The organism is Paraburkholderia sp. SIMBA_030, from assembly GCF_046535245.1.
GTDB lineage: Bacteria > Pseudomonadota > Gammaproteobacteria > Burkholderiales > Burkholderiaceae > Paraburkholderia.
On record NZ_JAWRXB010000015.1, the window covers coordinates 25123 to 41078 of the forward strand.

16 protein-coding genes are annotated in these 15956 nt (G+C 61.5%); 6 read left to right on the forward strand and 10 right to left on the reverse strand.

Annotation, left to right across the window (positions count from 1 at the left end):
- Window positions 1-9: 9 nt before the first annotated feature.
- The 9 genes from dhaL to SB772_RS24755 all read right to left on the reverse strand — a co-directional run bounded on the left by dhaL (window position 10) and on the right by SB772_RS24755 (window position 8061).
- Entirely contained in the window at window positions 10-642 is a 633-nt protein-coding gene (dhaL, locus tag SB772_RS24715) for a dihydroxyacetone kinase subunit DhaL (RefSeq protein ID WP_410835833.1), read from the reverse strand.
- On the reverse strand, window positions 639-1685 hold the full coding sequence (locus SB772_RS24720; protein ID WP_410835834.1) for an ABC transporter ATP-binding protein: 1047 nt from the start codon (window positions 1683-1685) through the stop codon (window positions 639-641). The genes dhaL and SB772_RS24720 overlap by 4 nt, the downstream gene beginning before the upstream one ends.
- Window positions 1678-2781: an ABC transporter ATP-binding protein gene (locus SB772_RS24725; protein WP_410835835.1), complete on the reverse strand. Its 1104-nt coding sequence runs from the start codon at window positions 2779-2781 to the stop codon at window positions 1678-1680. The genes SB772_RS24720 and SB772_RS24725 overlap by 8 nt, the downstream gene beginning before the upstream one ends.
- Before the next feature lie 4 nt (window positions 2782-2785).
- Window positions 2786-2980 carry a hypothetical protein gene (locus tag SB772_RS24730; protein ID WP_410835836.1) on the reverse strand — a complete coding sequence of 65 codons (195 nt, stop codon included), beginning with the start codon at window positions 2978-2980 and terminating at the stop codon, window positions 2786-2788.
- On the reverse strand, window positions 2977-3930 hold the full coding sequence (locus SB772_RS24735) for a carbohydrate ABC transporter permease (protein WP_410835837.1): 954 nt from the start codon (window positions 3928-3930) through the stop codon (window positions 2977-2979). The genes SB772_RS24730 and SB772_RS24735 overlap by 4 nt, the downstream gene beginning before the upstream one ends.
- Entirely contained in the window at window positions 3927-4883 is a 957-nt protein-coding gene (locus SB772_RS24740; RefSeq protein WP_410835838.1) for a carbohydrate ABC transporter permease, read from the reverse strand. Before SB772_RS24740 ends, SB772_RS24735 begins: the two co-directional genes overlap by 4 nt.
- Before the next feature lie 75 nt (window positions 4884-4958).
- Window positions 4959-6290, reverse strand: coding sequence for an ABC transporter substrate-binding protein (locus SB772_RS24745; RefSeq protein ID WP_341316077.1), 1332 nt, complete (start codon window positions 6288-6290; stop codon window positions 4959-4961).
- A gap of 114 nt (window positions 6291-6404) precedes the next feature.
- Window positions 6405-7424: a LacI family DNA-binding transcriptional regulator gene (locus SB772_RS24750; protein ID WP_410835839.1), complete on the reverse strand. Its 1020-nt coding sequence runs from the start codon at window positions 7422-7424 to the stop codon at window positions 6405-6407.
- Window positions 7425-7584: 160 nt separating this feature from the next.
- A complete protein-coding gene (locus tag SB772_RS24755; protein ID WP_410835840.1) occupies window positions 7585-8061 on the reverse strand; it encodes an OsmC family protein in 477 nt (158 codons plus the stop codon).
- Window positions 8062-8257: 196 nt separating this feature from the next.
- On the opposite strand from SB772_RS24755, the gene SB772_RS24760 reads away from it, so the two are divergent.
- From SB772_RS24760 to SB772_RS24770, 3 genes are all read left to right on the forward strand, one after another.
- Window positions 8258-8332 carry a GntR family transcriptional regulator gene (locus tag SB772_RS24760; protein WP_410835982.1) on the forward strand — a complete coding sequence of 25 codons (75 nt, stop codon included), beginning with the start codon at window positions 8258-8260 and terminating at the stop codon, window positions 8330-8332.
- 817 nt (window positions 8333-9149) lie between these two features.
- Window positions 9150-9845: a glycine zipper 2TM domain-containing protein gene (locus SB772_RS24765; RefSeq protein ID WP_410835841.1), complete on the forward strand. Its 696-nt coding sequence runs from the start codon at window positions 9150-9152 to the stop codon at window positions 9843-9845.
- Window positions 9846-10027: 182 nt separating this feature from the next.
- A complete protein-coding gene (locus SB772_RS24770; protein WP_410835842.1) occupies window positions 10028-10315 on the forward strand; it encodes a hypothetical protein in 288 nt (95 codons plus the stop codon).
- Between the two features lie 151 nt (window positions 10316-10466).
- Here the strand turns inward: SB772_RS24770 and SB772_RS24775 are convergent, their stop codons facing one another.
- Window positions 10467-11678: an MFS transporter gene (locus SB772_RS24775; RefSeq protein ID WP_410835843.1), complete on the reverse strand. Its 1212-nt coding sequence runs from the start codon at window positions 11676-11678 to the stop codon at window positions 10467-10469.
- 188 nt (window positions 11679-11866) lie between these two features.
- On the opposite strand from SB772_RS24775, the gene SB772_RS24780 reads away from it, so the two are divergent.
- The 3 genes from SB772_RS24780 to SB772_RS24790 all read left to right on the forward strand — a co-directional run bounded on the left by SB772_RS24780 (window position 11867) and on the right by SB772_RS24790 (window position 15889).
- Window positions 11867-13873 (forward strand): VTT domain-containing protein, encoded by a 2007-nt coding sequence (locus tag SB772_RS24780; RefSeq protein WP_410835844.1) that lies wholly within the window; start codon window positions 11867-11869, stop codon window positions 13871-13873.
- A 138-nt stretch (window positions 13874-14011) separates the two neighbouring features.
- Window positions 14012-15094 carry a TIGR03118 family protein gene (locus tag SB772_RS24785; protein ID WP_410835845.1) on the forward strand — a complete coding sequence of 361 codons (1083 nt, stop codon included), beginning with the start codon at window positions 14012-14014 and terminating at the stop codon, window positions 15092-15094.
- Window positions 15095-15286: 192 nt separating this feature from the next.
- Window positions 15287-15889: a phosphatase PAP2 family protein gene (locus SB772_RS24790; RefSeq protein WP_410835846.1), complete on the forward strand. Its 603-nt coding sequence runs from the start codon at window positions 15287-15289 to the stop codon at window positions 15887-15889.
- The last annotated feature ends 67 nt before the right edge of the window (window positions 15890-15956 follow it).

A 15956-nucleotide genomic window follows, 5' to 3' on the forward strand; every position in this document is an offset into this window, starting at 1 on the left:
CTCGCTCCTTCACTCGTTGTGTTGCGCCAGCCGCACGCATACCGCTGCAATCATGATCTGACTGGAACGTGCGCCGGGATCGATATGTCCGCGCGAACGCTCGCCGAGAAACGATGCGCGTCCTTTGGTCGCCAGCATGTCGCGGGTCGCGAGCATGTTTTCCTCGGCGACCTGCGGCAGCGCCTCGCGCACTTCGCGGGCCGATGCGCCTTGCGCGGCGAGTTCATCGAAGCGCCTGGCTACAGGGATCAGCACGTCCATCATCGTTTTGCTGCCGACGCCGGTCTTGCCGCGTTGACCGACTGCGTCCACGCCTGCTGAAAAGACATGCGCGAAACCGGCTACGTCCAGCGTATTTCCCGCGGACGCTTTCGCCATGCCGCTCAGCAACGAGAAAAACAAGGGCCCTGACGACCCGCCGACCGTCGACAACACCTTGGATGCCGCGAGTTCGAGCGAGGGACCGAATGCATCCGCTTCGATATCCGCTCTCACGGCAAGCAGCGCTTCCATGCCTCGCAGCAGATTAAAGATGTGATCGCCATCACCGATCTGCTGGTCGAGCAAGGCGATCTCGTCGGTGTGTTCCTTCAGCGACGCATAGGCGGCGTCGATGCACGCCATGACCGTTTTGCCGTTCATGTCGGGATCCTCCTGCCGTCGGCACGGAAATATAGAAGGCTGCGCGCCGGCAGCGAAACACCGACCGATTGCCCTGGCGAAAAATTGCGCTCGGCAACCGTCGTCGCCACCACGGCGGTTCCGGCGCGATCGAGAATCAGCAAGTGGCGCAGCGGCGAATATTCGAGCACCTTCAGATTCAGTGCATCCTGTGCGCCCGCAACGTCGCGCTGATCGCGTATATCAGCCTCATGCAGCACGATGTCCTCGGGACGGATCGCGACGGTCGCCGTGCCCGCCGGCAGGTGCGCCGAGTCGAACAGCGCGGGCGGCAGCAGGTTGATCGGCGGCGAGCCGAGCCGCTGCGCGGCGCTCAGCGAAACCGGATTGCCATACACCTCGCGCGGCGAGCCGAGTTGCACGAGACGCCCATGTTCGAGAATGCCGATGCGATCGGCGAGCGTGGTCGCCTCGACCTGATCGTGCGTGACGTAGACGATCGTTGCGCCGATCGTGCGATGCAGGCGCTTGAGCTCGATGCGCAATTCTTCACGCAGCTTCGCATCGAGCGACGACAGCGGCTCGTCCATCAGAAACGCCTTGGGTTGCCGCACGAGCGCGCGCCCTATCGCCACACGCTGCATTTCACCGCCTGACAGATGCGTCGCCATGTTATCTAGCTTCGATTCCATATGCAGCAACTCGGCGACCGCGTGGACTCGCGCGCGCACCTCGGCCTCGCTGCGGCGCCTTCTCGGCGAGCGCAACGGAAACGCGAGATTGCCGAACACGGTCAGATGCGGATACAGCGAGTATTGCTGGAAGATGAACGCAACATCGCGATCGGATGGATGCACGCCTGTTGCGATGTTGCCGTCGATCAGCACGTCGCCGGCGTCCGGCCGTTCCAGCCCGGCGATCAGGCGCAGCGTGGTGGTCTTACCCGCGCCGCTCGGTCCGAGCAGCACCACGAACTCGCCGTCCTTCACGTCGATCGAAAGATCGTCGACAGCCAGGATGTCGCCAAAGCGTTTCGACACATTGCGCAACTGGATTTCAGCCATGAGCCTCTCCGAGTGCAGGAATCGTGTGAACGGCGCCCGGCAGCAGGCGGCCCGATTGCGCGTCGTAAAGCAGCGTGCGTTCCTTGCGAAACGACAGACCGACAAGCGATCCGGCAGGCAAACCGTCGTCCTTGCCCGCACGCACACGCACGATACCCAGTGCGGTTTCGATCACCAGCACCTGATGCGAGCCGAGATATTCGTCGGCGATAACCTTGCCGCGCAGCGGACCGTGTTCGTCGATGACGACATGCTCCGGGCGGATACCCAGCAACACGTGCGCAGCGGGCTGCTCGCACCGCGGCACCGGCACCGGTGCGCCATGCAGGCTGACTTCTTCGTGCCCCACATCGATACCGCCATCCACCGGCAGGAAATTCATCGGCGGACTGCCAATAAAGTTGCCGACGAACACCGTCGCCGGAAAGTGATAGATCTCATGCGGCGATCCGGCTTGCAGCACTTCGCCCTTGTTCATCACGACGATGTCGTCGGCCATCGCCATCGCTTCGCGCTGGTCGTGCGTGACGTAGACGGTCGTCGCGGCAAGCGCGTTATGCAACTTGCGCAGTTCGAGACACATCAGCTCGCGAAAGTCCGCATCGAGCGTGCCGAGCGGCTCGTCCATCAGAAACGCCTTAGGCTGCCGCACGATCGCGCGCCCGAGCGCCACACGCTGCCGGTCGCCTCCTGACAGACCGCCGGTCTTGCGATCGAGAATGCTCTCGATGCGCAGCATGTGCGCGGCCGCATCGACCCGAGTCGCGATTTCCTTGCGCGACACATGCTCGTTTTTCAGCGGAAACGCGATGTTGTTGCGCACCGTCATGTGCGGATACAGCGCGAACATCTGAAAGACGAACGCGATATCGCGCTGACGCGCGCGCAACGCCGTGACGTCTTCGCCGTCGATCAGGATTTGCCCGGAGGTGGGCAATTCGAGCCCGGCGATCATCCGCAGCGTGGTGGTCTTGCCGCAACCCGACGGACCGAGCAACACGACAAAGCGCCCCGCGCCGATCGTCAGACTGGTGTCGCGCACCGCGACGAAGTCGTCGAAGCGTTTGTGGAGGTTGGCGAGAACGATCGTGGACATATTGTCAGTCCGGGAAATGACTGGTGACGACGAACGCGAGCGCGCCCACCAGGACGACCGGAAACGACCAGGTGAACAACGCCAGCGAAAACGGCTGAACCAGCATCGCCATGCCGAGACCGATCAGCACGGTCGATGCGGCTTCGCTGTAGCCACGGCGTAGAAAATGCCTGTGCGGCAACACGGAGTCTCGCTTCATTTGCGTACCGCTCCAAAGGTGATGCCACGCAACAGATGCTTGCGCAGCACGACAGTGAAGATGAGGATCGGCAGCACGAACAGCGTCGTCGCTGCTGCAACGGCAGGCCAATCCTGGCCGCCTTCGCCGATAATGAACGGGATGAACGGCGGCATGGTCTGCGCATCGCCGCTTGTCAGCAGCGACGCGAACGCATACTCGTTCCACGCGAAGATCAGGCAGAAAATCGCGGTCGCCGCGATGCCGGTGATCGCCTGCGGAAGCACCACTTTGACGAAGGCCTGCAAGCGCGTATAACCGTCGACTAGCGCCGCCTCTTCGTATTCGCGCGGAATCTCGTCCATGAAACCCTTCAGCAGCCACACCGCCAGAGATACGTTCACCGCCGTATACAGCACGATCATGCCGACATAGCTGTCGCTCAAACCCAGCGCGCGGTACATCAGGTAGATCGGAATCGCGACCGCGATCGGCGGCATCATGCGCGTCGACAGGATGAAGAACAGCAGATCGTCGGCGAGCGGCACCTTGAAACGCGAGAACGCGTAAGCCGCGAGCGTGCCGAGAAACACCGCGAGAAAAGTCGAGCCGAAACCGATCACGAGCGAGTTCACGAAACGCGGCAAAACCTTCGACGGCCCCGCGATCACCATGTTGCGCTTGCGCACGTCGCGCTCATACCAGGTCTGCGCGGGCGGCAGACTGGCGATGAACTCCGGCGGCTGCCGCGAACGGATCGTGAACAAATTCACGTAGCCTTCCATCGACGGCTGAAACAGAACGACGGGCGGATAGGCGATTGCGTCTTCCTGCGACTTGAAGCTCGTCAGGAAGATCCAGACCATCGGCAAGGTCGCGAGCAATGCATACGTGATGACGGCCGCTGCGGCGAACCGCTTGCCGCGCGCCGACGACGCCACCACCGAATGTTGGATAGTAGTCGGTCTCATCGCTGTTTCACCCGGTTGAGCGCCTTGACGTAGATGTTCGCCGCACCGAACACCGTCACGAACAGAATGATGGCCAGCGCCGACGAATAGCCAGTCTGCCACTTCTCGAACGCGGCGCGCTTTAACGTGATCGACACGGTTTCCGTTACCGAACCTGGTCCGCCCGAGGTCAGCAGATTCACCATGTCGAACATCTTGAAGTTCTCAATGCCGCGAAACAGCACGGCGAGCATCAGGAACGGCAAGGTCATCGGCAGCGTGATCGACCAGAACTGGCGCCACGGCGTGGCGCGATCCACTTCGGCCGCTTCGTAGATGTAGTCGGGAATCGAACGCAAACCTGCGAGGCAGATGAGCATCACATAAGGCGTCCACATCCATATATCGACCATCACGATGGTCCACGGCGCAAGCGACACGTCGCCGATCATCTGGAACGAGCCGGGCGCAATGCCGGTGAAGAAGCCGACGATGTCGTTGAAGAGACCCGTCTGCGGCTGCAGCAGAAAGGTCCAGAAATTGCCGACGACTGCCGGCGACAGCATCATCGGCAGCAGGATCAGGGTGGTCCAGAAACTATGGCCGCGAAACTGCCGGTTGATCAGCAACGCGAGGCCAAAGCCCAACAGAACTTCGAGTCCGACCGACCAGAACACGAAACGCGCCGTAACCTGCATCGCGTACCAGATGTCTTCGTCGGTGAGAATGTCGACGTAGTTGTCGATACCGACAAAGCGCGCCGGCATGCTCGGCATATTCGACTTGAAGTTCGTGAACGACAAACGTAATGCCCAGATCAACGGAAAGATGTTGATCGCGAGCAGCAACAGGATCGTCGGGAGAATGAACAGCCACGCTATCGTTCTGTCCGACAGGCCGGCCAGGCGCGTGCGCACGCGCGCCGGCGCGCCGGATTCGAGACCCGTCGACGCAAACGGCTTGTTTGACAACATGCCTGACTCCTTCAAGCGGACCGGCGCAATGTGCAAATGCACGTGCACGCGCCGCCGGTCCAGTCCGGATACACGCTAGTTCTTGCCTTCGGCCTTGAAGACCTTGTTCCAGTCTTTGACCAGCAGATCGAGCGCTTCCTTGGCCGTGCCTTTGTCGGCCACCACATAGTCATGGATGCGTTTTTGCATATCGAGCAGCAGTTCGGCATAGGCGGGCTCGGCCCAGAAATCCTTCACGATCGCCATAGATTTCAGGAAAGCCGGTGCAAAGGGGGCGCTCTTGGGAAAGTCCGGTGCATCCACCACGGACTTGGCTGCCGAATAGCCGCCCAGCTGCCACCACTTCTGCTGAACGTCGGGCTGCGCGAACCATTTGATGTACTCGAGCGCGTCGTCCTTATGATCCGAATACGAGACGACCGAGATGCCCTGCCCGCCCAGCTGCGTGTATTGCTTCAACTCACGCGGATTGACGAAGAAGCCGATCTTGTCGCCGCCGACATTCGGGTCTTTATAGAGTCCGGGGAAGAACGCAAACCAGTTCATCTGCATCGCCACCTGGCCGGACTTGAACGCATCGAGTCCTTCCTGCATGTACGCGTTGGTCATGCCCGGCGCCGTGCAGCACTTGTAGAGCGCCTTGTAGAACTCCAGCCCCTTGACCGCGCCCGGTGAATTCACAAAGCCGTCGAGGTGATAAGGCTTCTTGGGGTCTTCGTATTCGAAACCGAAGTTATAGAGCGCATTGGTCACGCCCATCGTGATACCTTCGGAACCGCGCTCGGTGAAAATATAGGCGCCGTACACGGTTTTGCCGTCGATCTTGCGACCCTGGAAGAACTCGGCGGTTTGCTTGAGTTCGTCCAACGTGGTGGGCGGCTCGAGTTCGCGTTTATATTTCTGCTTGAACTCCGCACGTAATTCAGGGCGTGCGAACCAGTCCTTGCGATACGTCCAGCCGACCGCATCGGCCATTGCCGGCAACGCCCAGTAGTTCGGCGTATTCTTCGGCCACTCCGAATAACCGACCACGGTCGCCGGCACGAAGTCGTTCATCGATATCTTGTTCTTCGCGAAGAAATCATTGAGTTTGACGTAGTGCCCATTGACCGCCGCGCCGCCGATCCACTGGCTGTCGCCGATGATCAGGTCGCACAGTTTGCCGTGCGAATTGAGCTCGTTAATGAATCGATCCGCGTAACTGGTCCACGGCACAAACTCGAATTTCATCTTGATGCCGGTCTTGCTCGTGAAATCCTTCGACAGTTCGACGAGTGCGTTGGCCGGGTCCCATGCCGCCCAGCATAAGGTCAACTGCTTGCCCTGTGCTTGCGCGCCCGTAGCCATGCCGAGTCCCAACGATACGATGGCCGCCGCCATTACCCTTGCTGACGTAAGACGAAACATGTGTCTTCTCCTTGTCTTTCCCGGGTCTCCAACCTGATATGGAACAGCGCCCATGCGCCGGGCACCGTGTTTCGGCTCCAGCGGATTCAGACCGCAATCCGCGTGTCGCGAGCTTCAGGCATGCGCATTCTCACGAAGATAAATTCGGGTTTCCGGCGTTGGGATGGCAAGCGCGCCACGCACGTCGTTAAGAAAATTGATTGCAGCGAGACCGGCCCAGTGAACAATGCCGCGCACGTCCTGATCGAGGATCACATCGATCGCGCGCCCGGATAACTGGTTGCGCGTTTCCGCGGTGCACTCATGGCCAATCAGAACGAGGCGGGATTTCTCGCCCGATTCCTGCAACGCCGACGCAATCCCGGAGATGCCGCCACCGGTTGCATAGACGCCGACCAGATCCGGATGACGCGCAAGCAGGCCCTGCGCGGCGAGACTTGCGCCGTCGTCGTCTTCGGCAAAATCGGGCTCGGCGATCCAGCGCAGGTTGCGGAAATCCTCTTCCAGCACTTGCGAGAAGCCGGTGCGCCGCTCCAGTTGATCGTGCAAGCGCGACGACGCGGACAGCACCGCCACCGTGCCGATGCGAGAACCGAGAAAGCGGCCCATCAACAAACCCGCTGTGCGCCCGGCGATCCGGTTATCGACGCCGACATACGCGGCGCGGCGACTCGAAGGCAAATCGGAGAACACGGTGACGACGGGCACGTTCGCCACGCTCATGTCCTCGATCAGACGTTCGACCCACGGATAGTCGAGCGGCACGAGCACCAGTGCGTCGTAGTCGACCACCTGCTCGGAGAATGCGGCGGTATCGCGCTTGCTTGAGAAATCGCAGCGATAGAACGACGGGATGATCCGGTGTTCGCGAAAGAAGCTCGCGGACAGCGCGATGTTGCGCTCCACATGATCGAGGAAGCGCGAGTTGATTTGCGGAAGCACGAAAGCGACGCGAAACGAACTGAGCTTCGACGGGCGGCCGCGACTCGCGCGTTCGTCGCGCAGCGTCGCCAGCGCGAGGTGAACGCGTTCAGCGGTTTCCGGACGCACGGCCTGATCGTCGCGCAACACACGATCGACCGTGGCTACGCTGACGCCCGCACGACGCGCAATCATCATACGTGTAGCCGGCATCTGTCTCCTCCGGTGCCGAACCAGAGTCATTTTGTTTAATTAAGGTAGCTTTTTCTGCGCGGAATGCAAGTTTTTTTGCTTCAGTAAATCCATCATTTCTGACGACATTGCGCGTTGCACACAATGAGCGCAAAAAGTGACTTGCGCAGGGGAAGTGGCGTCAAATCGCATCCGTCTCGATAGTCGGCTCACACAGGATGGGAAAGTTGACCGAATTCGCGATATAGCACTTCTCATGTGCGACATGATGCAAACGCTCGGCCAGGCTGGGATCGCCACCGGCCTGAATGACGACATGCGGGTGCAGAACTATCTTCGAAAAGCGGCCCGCCTTCGGGTCGTCGAGCATCGTGCCTTCGGCGTTGTCGCGATAGCGCAGAACCACGATGCCGGCATCGGCACAAAGATGCAGATACCAGAGCTTGTGGCATGCGCACGCCGAGGCGACCAGCAGATCCTCCGGATTCCAGCGGCTGGCGTCGCCGAGAAATGCCGGGTCCGATGATCCCTGGATGTCGGGCTTGGTTCCCGCGGCGATCACATGATCCCGCGCGTATTCGCGGTACCCCGATGTACCGCTTCCGCGGTTACCCGTCCATTCCACCGCTACCTGATATTTGTGCTCGCCGTACGCCATGCCAATCTCCTCGATGTTGAACCGGGCATCACTTTCCTGCGGCTGAATTCTATACGCCACCCACTATTGGGTATGCCATCGTTCCAAATCGCAAGGACACGTGCACATGGAAATCAAACTGGATTCGACGGCCGACTCAGTCGCCATCTCACTACGCACACTGATCGCGACGGGTTAACTGGGCGACGGCACACGGCTGGTCGAGCGTGAGCTAGCCGACCGGTTTGGCGTGAGCAGGGTTCCGATGCGAGAGGCCATACAAAGCGCGTAGCCACACAGTTGAAGTACAGCGCGCGAGTTACTCGGCGTATGAGTCGCGTCCCAAGGAAGTTGCCCCGTTGATCGAGCAGGCGTCTGAACACGCTCAGGATTGAGTCGCGCATTCGCCGCTGCGCAACGCGGCATTGACCGTTATACGTGCGTGGCTAAACAACCGGGTTCGCACGTCGCTGCGCGAACCCGGCAACGACGAGCGGACTATCGCGGCGGTGCGAACGCGTTTCCCCCGACGTTGGGCGCTCGAGGATCAGGGTTCATATTCAGGCTCGTGCCATTGGCTCTCATGTTGTTGGCCGCAGGCGCGCCCGATCCGGTGCCGACCCCGCCGCCGATCGTTGTCGTGCCGCGCGCTGGCCCCACGCTCAGGCCTGTGCCTGCCGCTCCGGTTCCCAAGCCCGTTCCAGTGCCCATTCCATTGGTGCCGCTCATATCACCTGGGATAGCGCTTCCCGACTGAGCGTAAGCGGCTCCCGACAGGCACACAACCAAAACCGACGCGAAAATACTGTTTGTGACAATCTTCATAGCCGACTCCATAACGTCATCGAATTCTCTGCCCGACACACACACAACATCGTAACGCTGTTGAGCACATGACGCTCACGAGTGGTGTCGGGCAATGAGCAAGACGGCGGCCCGCCCTGCTCTGTTCGCGCATAAAACCCGTTCGCATCGCTTGTGTCGTGCCGCAAGCGATGCATGGAAACGCGCCGTCCAGTCGTACAAATGCTTACAAAGCAGCGTGCTGGCCGAGTGCACCGCCCTCAGTGTTGCGGCGTTATTGCAGACACCTACCAGCGGAGTCCGCAATGAACACGAACCTCACACCCAGCAACCCGCAGCGCAGTCGCATTCATCCTTTGGTCGCCGGCGCGGCGGTGGCGGTTATCCTCGCCAGCGCCACCGGCATCGCGGCGATGACCGGCATTCTGCCGAGTTCGCGCGCTGTCACGGAGCCGGCGCCGCCGGTCGCGGCAGTCGCGGCACCGGTTGCAAGCGCTCCGCTGGCCGCTACCCCGGCGAACCCGGTGCAACATACGACGCAGGAAGCCGCCCCTGCCCGGCCGCGCGTCCATCACACGCACAGCACCACGGCAGAAGACGCGCCGCGCTACTCGAACAATCAGGGATACCAGGCGCCTTCGGAATCCGCGTCGACGAGACCCGTCGCTGACCCGTACTCGGGAGAAGTCGTCGCGATCAACACAGTCCAGGCACCCGAACCGACGACAGGCCTCGGTGCGGTGGGTGGAGCGGTCGCAGGCGGGCTGATCGGCAATCAGATAGGCGGTGGCCGCGGTAAAGTCCTGGCGACGATTGCAGGGGCAGTGGGTGGCGGCGTGGCCGGTAACGGCATCGAGCACGCAGTGCGCAAGCAGACGACTTATCAGGTACAGGTACGCATGCAGGACGGCAGCTACCGGAACTTCAGCTATCCGACCCAACCGGCCGTTCAGGTTGGCCAGCGCGTCCACGTATCCGGCGATTCCCTGACGGCTTCGTAACCTGATTCGTGAGCCCGGGTCGGGTGGCCTGACGGCCAACTGATGGGCAGCGGCCCGTGATGTTACCAGTGGTTACACAAGTGACAATGGTGGCGTACATGCCGGGCCTAAGCCGCCCTACAATCCAGTTCGCTCGTCACCGCTCGGCGCCCGCCTGAAGCGAACGGGCCAGGAGAAACGCAATGAAACGTCCGATTCTTTTATTCGCAGCAGGCCTCTGCGCTGCGAGCGCCTCCAGCGCCGCCTTGGCGCATGTGGACGTCGGCGTGTTCCTTGGGGTGCCGGCGCCCGTGTATGTCCAGCAGCCCCCAGTCATCTATCAGCCTCCTGTGGTCTATGCACCGGCACCTGTCTACTATGATGGTGGTTATGGTTATGGTTATGGCGGCGAGTACCGCGACGAACGCCGCTGGCACGACAACGGCCGGCACCGCGGCTGGGAGCACCATCGTCATGAAGACGACGATTGATCCGTGGTCCCACACGAACGCCATGCACAGCAGTCGTTGATGAAACGAAACTCGCCCACGCGCGACGCAAATACACGTGCATGGCGTTCGTGCCGTTCCTGATTCGACTCCGCTGATGCTCCGGGGAACGGGTAAGCCGTAGCGCAACGGCTTATCGCGCGAGACCTCGATACCACTTCGCGCCGATGGCCAACGCGCACAGCGTCAGCACGCAAAATGCCGCGCCTGCATGGAAAGTCGCCGCGGCGCCGAAGCGGTCCCACAGTCCACCTGCAACAACACTGGCCACGAGTATCGCCAGCCCGCTCATCAAGTTGAAGAACCCGAATGCAGTGCCTTTCAGATCGGCCGGCGCTGTATGCGCAACCATCGTAGCGAGCAGTCCTTGCGTGAGTCCCATGTGTAAGCCCCACAGCGCGACGCCGAGTATCACCACCGGCCAGTGACTGCCGTACGCCAGTACGATATCCGACGCAATCAGCACCACGAGTCCGATCGCCAGCAGCCTGGTGTGGCTCATCGAATCGGCCAGTTTTCCGAACGGATACGCCGACACCGAATACACGAGATTCATCGCCACCATGACGAGTGGCACCAGGGCCACCGGCACGCCGCCCTGCATCGCGCGCAGTACGAGGAATGCCTCGCTGAACCGCGCGAGCGTGAACACCGCGCCGATGAACACCACCCACCAGTATGAGCGGCTCAGCTTCTTCAGGTTTTCGAACTTCAGCGGATTGACGCGTTTCGCGTTCGCGTGACGCGCGGGCTCCTTGATGCCGAACACCAGCAGCGCGACGGCGGCCAGCCCGGGAATCACGGCCACCCAGAACACGAGACGAAAATTGTTCGCCCACAGCAGCATCAGCACGACGGCGAGCAACGGGCCGAGAAACGCGCCGACCGTGTCGAGCGACTGCCGTAATCCGTATGCGGCGCCACGCAGATGCGGTGGCGTAATATCCGCGACAAGCGCATCGCGCGGCGCACCTCTCAACCCTTTGCCGATCCGGTCAGCGACGCGCGCAGTCAGCACGACACCAGCCGTCGGCGCGAGCGCAAACAGCGGCTTGCTCAACGCGCCCATGCCGTAGCCGATCACCGCGAGCCATTTCCGGTTGCCAAGGTAGTCGCTGAGCGCCCCGGAGAATACCTTGACGATGGGCGAGGTCGCTTCCGCGACGCCTTCGATCAGGCCAACCATCATGGCGCTCGCACCCAGACTCGTCACCAGGAACATCGGCAGCAGGCTGTGAATGATTTCCGACGAGATGTCCATGAACATGCTGACGAAGCCGAGCATCCAGATACCACGTGGAATCTGGCTGAGTGTGCCGATGCGCGGCGAGGAATTGGCAGTCATCTTTTCTCGACTCCGGGATGTTCGGTACCAGGCGGTGTAGTCGTACGCCGGGGTAGAACCAATATGAAGCAATGCAAATGTCAGGGCAATGATAACGATTCATTGCCTGACCCTGACACGCGCCGATAGTGCCGTCCGATCGTGCGGGTTATCATCAACCGTTACGTCCGACCGGTTCAAAGCGCACGATGGAACACGCGTACGTCCAACTGTTGCATCTGCTCGCCGGTCACCCGGCATGGACGCTCACGGTCGTTTTCCTTGCCGCGTTCCTCGAGGCCATTGCCGTCATCGGCACCTTCATCCCTGGCAGCACCGCAATGTTCCTCGCCGGCGCACTGGTCGGCACCGGATCGATGAGCCTTGGCTGGGTGTTCGTATCGGCGATAGCCGGCGCGGTCGCGGGAGACGGCATCAGCTTCTGGTTCGGCAACCGTTATAAGGACAGGATCGTCCAGCTGTGGCCTTTCCGCAAGCATCCGCATCTGCTCGATGCAGGCCGCCGCTTCTTCGAAGAACACGGCGCGAAGAGCGTCGTGTTCGCTCGCTTCGTCGCACCGTTGCGGGCGATCGTGCCCGTGGTTGCGGGGATGCTCGGCATGACGCCGATGCGCTTCTACGCCATGAACCTCCTGTCGGCGCTGCTCTGGGCGCCCGCGCATATCCTGCCGGGCGTGGTGTTCGGCGCATCGGTGCTGCTGGCCGGCGCGGTGTCGTTCCGGCTCGTCGTCATCATCGCGCTGCTGGTGGGCATCGTATGGCTGAGCTTTCGAGCCGCGCGGTTTCTGCTGTCGCACGCCAATGCGTGGTCGAGCGCGGCGGGCCGGCATCTGGCGAACTGGGCCAGCCGGAACCCGGGCCGAATCGGCCGTCTCGCCCAGAGCATGCTGGATCCCGATCAGCCGGACGCCGGCAGTATCGTGGCGACCTCGTTCGTCGTGCTGGTTTGCGGCGCACTCTTCTTCGCTGTTCTCGAAGACGTCGTCAGCGGCGATCCGCTGGTGCGCATCGACCTGTCCGTCTATCACTTTCTGCAATCGGTCCGCACGCCCTGGAGCGATACCGTCCTCGCGGGTCTCGCCACGCTGGGCAGCGTCGTCACGCTGGCAACACTGGTCGTAACAGTTGCACTGTGGATGCTGTGGGAACGACGCTGGCGCACCGTCGGCTACTGGCTGGCCGCGGTGGCATTTTCCCAGTTGCTGATCTTCGCTTTGCAGTTCGCAATGCATCGCGCGCCGCCGGATTCGCTCGTATCCGCCGCCTACGTGTTTCCGAGCAATCACGTCGCCGCTACCGTGATCGTCTATGGCTTCCTGGCATTTCTGCTCGCGCGACGAGTCGGCATGCTGGCGGGTTTGCTCGTCGCAACCGCGAGTGCGGTCGTCGTGGTCGTCGTCGCGCTGGCGGGACTTTACTTCGGCAGGTTCTGGGTTTCCGATGCGATTGGCGGCGCGGCGCTGGCGTACATGTGGGTGGCCATCGTCGCGCTGACAGCCATGTGGCGGCATCCGGAACCGCCACCGTCACGCAGGTCCATGCCAGTGGTGATTCTGCTGGTCGTGCTTGTGACCGTGGGCGTGCAGCTTGGCGTCAACCCGCCCGCCGCGCCATCGGAGAGTACGCGCCCCCCGCCACCGGTATTGGTCACGCAATCGCAGTGGACCGTTTCCCTCTGGAAGCGTCTGCCTTGCTATCGCTCCGATATGGGCGGCGACCGCAAGGAACCCTTCACGCTGCAGTGGGTGTCGAACCGCGATGTGATAAGGGGACGACTCCGCGCTCAGGGGTGGGTCGAAGGCACGGACCTGTCGGCGCGCAGCCTGCTTTCTCTCGCCTCGCCCAACGTTGCGGCCGTGTCGCTTCCGGTGTTGCCGAAGCTGAACAACGGTGTGCCCTCGTCGCTGGTTTTCACGCGCCCCGGCGGCACGCGCGATGAACGCGACGTGCTGCGCTTCTGGCCAAGTGGCTACGCAGTGGCAAACGGCGCGTCATTCACCCCACTCTGGGTCGGCGCTCTGGCGCATGAACGGCTGTTCCGTCCGTCGTGGCCAATCAATATCCTGCGCGCCGACAAGCAGGCCGCGACACCCGATGCCCACGGCAGCGGGAGCGCGGGCTTCGGAGACGCTGTAGTCGCAACAGTGAGTTGTCACGGCGTGCCGGTGTCGCTCCTGGCGTCGCCTGAGGAATAAGCGAATTTCCCGCTGTTGATCGGACCATTGAATGCATGCATGACGGCCGACTGAAATAATTCTCCGGCGAAGGAATAAAACCGCAACGCCGCACGTTTAGTCACCACGGTTACCAACGTTCAGGTGAGGAGTGCGGCCATGAAATCTGTGCTTAAGGCATTGAGCATCGTTGCGAGCGGTGCTGCTTTGGTGAGTCTGGCTGCGTGCGGTGGTTCCGACTCGGTCAGCGTGCAATCGTACACCGCGGCCACGCTGGTTTCTGATGGTGCCGTCGCTGCATCGCACACCGACGCGAACCTGAAAAACGCATGGGGCATCGCCTTCAATCCAAAGGGTTTCGTGTGGGTCGCGGACAATGCAACCTCGGTCGCCACACTCTACGACGGCAACGGCGTGCCGCAATCGCTCGTCGTCAGTATTCCGGACGGCAGCAGCGGTCCGGCGAATCCGACCGGCATCGTGTTCAACGGCACGACGGACTTCGTGGTCAGCCAGGGCGGCAAGTCCGGGGTCGGCGCGTTCATCTTCGACGGCGAGGGCGGCACGATCACCGCATGGTCGCCCACGGTCAACCCGACGTCCGCTGTCGTCATGTACGACGATGGAAGCGGCGGCGCGGTCTACAAGGGGCTCGCGCTCGCGAGCAACGGTGGGGCCAACTTCCTCTATGCCACCGATTTTCACAACAACAAGATTGATGTGTTCGACAGGAACTTCGCCAAGGTAGCGATGCCCGGCAAGTTCCAGGACCTCACCCTGCCGGCAGGCTTCGCGCCGTTCGGCATTCAGGCGATCGGATCGAAGCTCTACGTGACCTACGCCAAACAGAACGCGGCGCTGCACGACAATCTCGACGGCCCGGGTCTGGGCTTCGTCGACGTGTTCGACACGGCGGGGAATCTGATGCAGCACTTCGCATCGGCTGGTTCGCTGAACGCGCCTTGGGGTGTCGCACAAGCACCGGCCAATTTCGGCCTGTTCAGCGGCGACGTGCTGATCAGCAATTTTGGCGACGGCACGATCAACGCTTTCGATCCCGCGAGCGGTCAGGCACTCGGTGCCGTCAAGCTGTCGAATGGAACTACGTTCGTGCAGGGAGGTCTATGGGGGATCGCTTTTGGCAACGGGCTCGATAATCAGCCGATGAACACGTTGTTCTTTGCTGCGGGACCTAATGACGAGGTGGACGGTGTCTATGGGCGCATCGACCTGAAGATGTGAGGGTCGATCCTCGATCGTACCGACCTAAGCATTTCATAAGGTTCGCACGCTAAGATCGGTCTGCGAGCACCCCAAGTGCTCCGGTCGCCGGCGCTCCGGTTACCGGAGCAGGGTGCGCCGTCGCGCCTTTGGTCGATTGCGCCTCGGCACCCAGTCCACGATTCCCGACACGTCTCTCAAAAAACGCACTGCATGAATACACTCGAAGCGTTCAATCAAGCGCTCTTTCTGATGATCAACGCCACAGCGTCGACGCCGGTTTGGCAAATTAACGCAGCACGGTTTATCGCCGATTACGTGATCTATCTCATTCCGCTGTCACTGGTAGCAATGTGGCTATCCGGCGACGAGCATCAGCGCGACACGGCGGTTCACGTGTGTTGCGTCACCCTGCTCGCCCTCGGCATCAATCAGATCATCGGCCTTGTCTGGCCGCATCCGCGGCCGTTCGTGATCGGGATCGGCCATACGTTTTTGCAACATGCGCCAGACCCGTCGTTCCCAAGCGACCACGGGACGATATTCGCGAGCGTCGCCTTGACCTTGCTGTCGGGTGGTCTGCGACGGTACGGCTTGCTCATGCTGCTGTGCGGCGTCGCCGTTGCGTGGGCACGCGTGTTTGCCGGCGTCCATTTCCCGCTCGACATGGTGGGCGCCGTCGCCATCGCATGCATAGCATTCCTGCTTGTCATGCCGCTTTGGCGGCTAGGCGGAACCATGGCGATGCGCGGGCTGGTCATGTTGTACCGCACGCTGCTCGCGTGGCCGATCAATCGCGGCTGGCTGTCCTCGTGAGCATCGCGTTGAGCGATGAAGGCTTCCGCACAATTTCCGCGGAAGCCTTCATCGCCTCGCAGCAGTA

What these genes read in the sequence shown, in the direction of transcription:
- SB772_RS24725 (WP_410835835.1), bottom strand. Translation starts at nt 2,781, where the DNA reads ATGTCCACGATCGTTCTCGCCAACCTCCACAAACGCTTCGACGACTTC.
- SB772_RS24720 (WP_410835834.1), bottom strand. Translation starts at nt 1,685, where the DNA reads ATGGCTGAAATCCAGTTGCGCAATGTGTCGAAACGCTTTGGCGACATC.
- SB772_RS24750 (WP_410835839.1), bottom strand. Translation starts at nt 7,424, where the DNA reads ATGCCGGCTACACGTATGATGATTGCGCGTCGTGCGGGCGTCAGCGTA.
- SB772_RS24770 (WP_410835842.1), top strand. Translation starts at nt 10,028, where the DNA reads ATGAAACGTCCGATTCTTTTATTCGCAGCAGGCCTCTGCGCTGCGAGC.
- SB772_RS24775 (WP_410835843.1), bottom strand. Translation starts at nt 11,678, where the DNA reads ATGACTGCCAATTCCTCGCCGCGCATCGGCACACTCAGCCAGATTCCA.
- SB772_RS24730 (WP_410835836.1), bottom strand. Translation starts at nt 2,980, where the DNA reads ATGAAGCGAGACTCCGTGTTGCCGCACAGGCATTTTCTACGCCGTGGC.
- SB772_RS24740 (WP_410835838.1), bottom strand. Translation starts at nt 4,883, where the DNA reads ATGTTGTCAAACAAGCCGTTTGCGTCGACGGGTCTCGAATCCGGCGCG.
- SB772_RS24780 (WP_410835844.1), top strand. Translation starts at nt 11,867, where the DNA reads ATGGAACACGCGTACGTCCAACTGTTGCATCTGCTCGCCGGTCACCCG.
- SB772_RS24745 (WP_341316077.1), bottom strand. Translation starts at nt 6,290, where the DNA reads ATGTTTCGTCTTACGTCAGCAAGGGTAATGGCGGCGGCCATCGTATCG.
- SB772_RS24765 (WP_410835841.1), top strand. Translation starts at nt 9,150, where the DNA reads ATGAACACGAACCTCACACCCAGCAACCCGCAGCGCAGTCGCATTCAT.
- dhaL (WP_410835833.1), bottom strand. Translation starts at nt 642, where the DNA reads ATGAACGGCAAAACGGTCATGGCGTGCATCGACGCCGCCTATGCGTCG.
- SB772_RS24790 (WP_410835846.1), top strand. Translation starts at nt 15,287, where the DNA reads ATGAATACACTCGAAGCGTTCAATCAAGCGCTCTTTCTGATGATCAAC.
- SB772_RS24735 (WP_410835837.1), bottom strand. Translation starts at nt 3,930, where the DNA reads ATGAGACCGACTACTATCCAACATTCGGTGGTGGCGTCGTCGGCGCGC.
- SB772_RS24785 (WP_410835845.1), top strand. Translation starts at nt 14,012, where the DNA reads ATGAAATCTGTGCTTAAGGCATTGAGCATCGTTGCGAGCGGTGCTGCT.
- SB772_RS24755 (WP_410835840.1), bottom strand. Translation starts at nt 8,061, where the DNA reads ATGGCGTACGGCGAGCACAAATATCAGGTAGCGGTGGAATGGACGGGT.